Raw genomic sequence first — 690 nt, forward strand, 5'->3', positions numbered from 1 at the left:
GCACGCGGCCATCCGTCCATCGGCAGGCTTGCCGCTGCACGCTCGCCGTGCCGTGAAAGGTCCTCCCGGGTGGCTCGAACCACGCGGGTGTCGCTCCCGACAGACTCCGGACGATCGACAGCACCGGCATCCACGCCCGTCATCATGCGGCAGGCGCCGAAGGAAAATTCCGAAAGACGCCTTTTCCCGCTCAAGGGGAGGCTCGACGAAGATCCGGTGGTTCGCGCGTCGACGGCTGAGGTCTGCCGGTGAGGATCATGATTGCGATCACACCGGATAGGATCCGGTGATGGCTGACACCCTGCCGCGACCAGCCGCCCTGATCGTCGAAAGGGACTATGCCTCGGACAAGGCGCCGGACGACATCGAGCGCCGCAACGCGCCGCCCCTGATCCCCATGCGAAAGAGAAGCATGGTGCGCGAGGCGGTCGACATGGTGCTCTGCCCTCTGACAACTGGACCGTTTGAAGCTGGAGCTGTTGGCTGACCTTCCCTGACTGGGAGAGCAACTGAAGACGATGAAGGCATAGAGGTTCATGGAGACGCGAGACAGGCGTTCATCCTGAGGCAGGGTGAAGAAGGTATGCCCGTGGCCTAGTACTACAGTTGCATTTGCCTTGCGTTTCTGGTTCATCTTTCTCTGGGATTGGGAGGGATTGTCATGTCTGTTGCGGATTGGTCGGGCAGTGT

The 690-nt window shown here is 61.4% G+C and carries 1 protein-coding gene and 1 pseudogene; both read left to right on the top strand.

Annotated elements, in window-relative coordinates:
- Nucleotides 1-77: 77 nt before the first annotated feature.
- A pseudogene (locus tag AC2SGK_RS18330) lies at nucleotides 78-214 on the top strand (IS5/IS1182 family transposase); the annotation flags it as partial.
- A 75-nt stretch (nucleotides 215-289) separates the two neighbouring features.
- Nucleotides 290-487 (top strand): hypothetical protein, encoded by a 198-nt coding sequence (locus AC2SGK_RS18335; protein WP_488324805.1) that lies wholly within the window; start codon nucleotides 290-292, stop codon nucleotides 485-487.
- Nucleotides 488-690: the final 203 nt, after the last annotated feature.

This window comes from Paracoccus sp. NIOT.M2S5SZ12 (assembly GCF_057748165.1).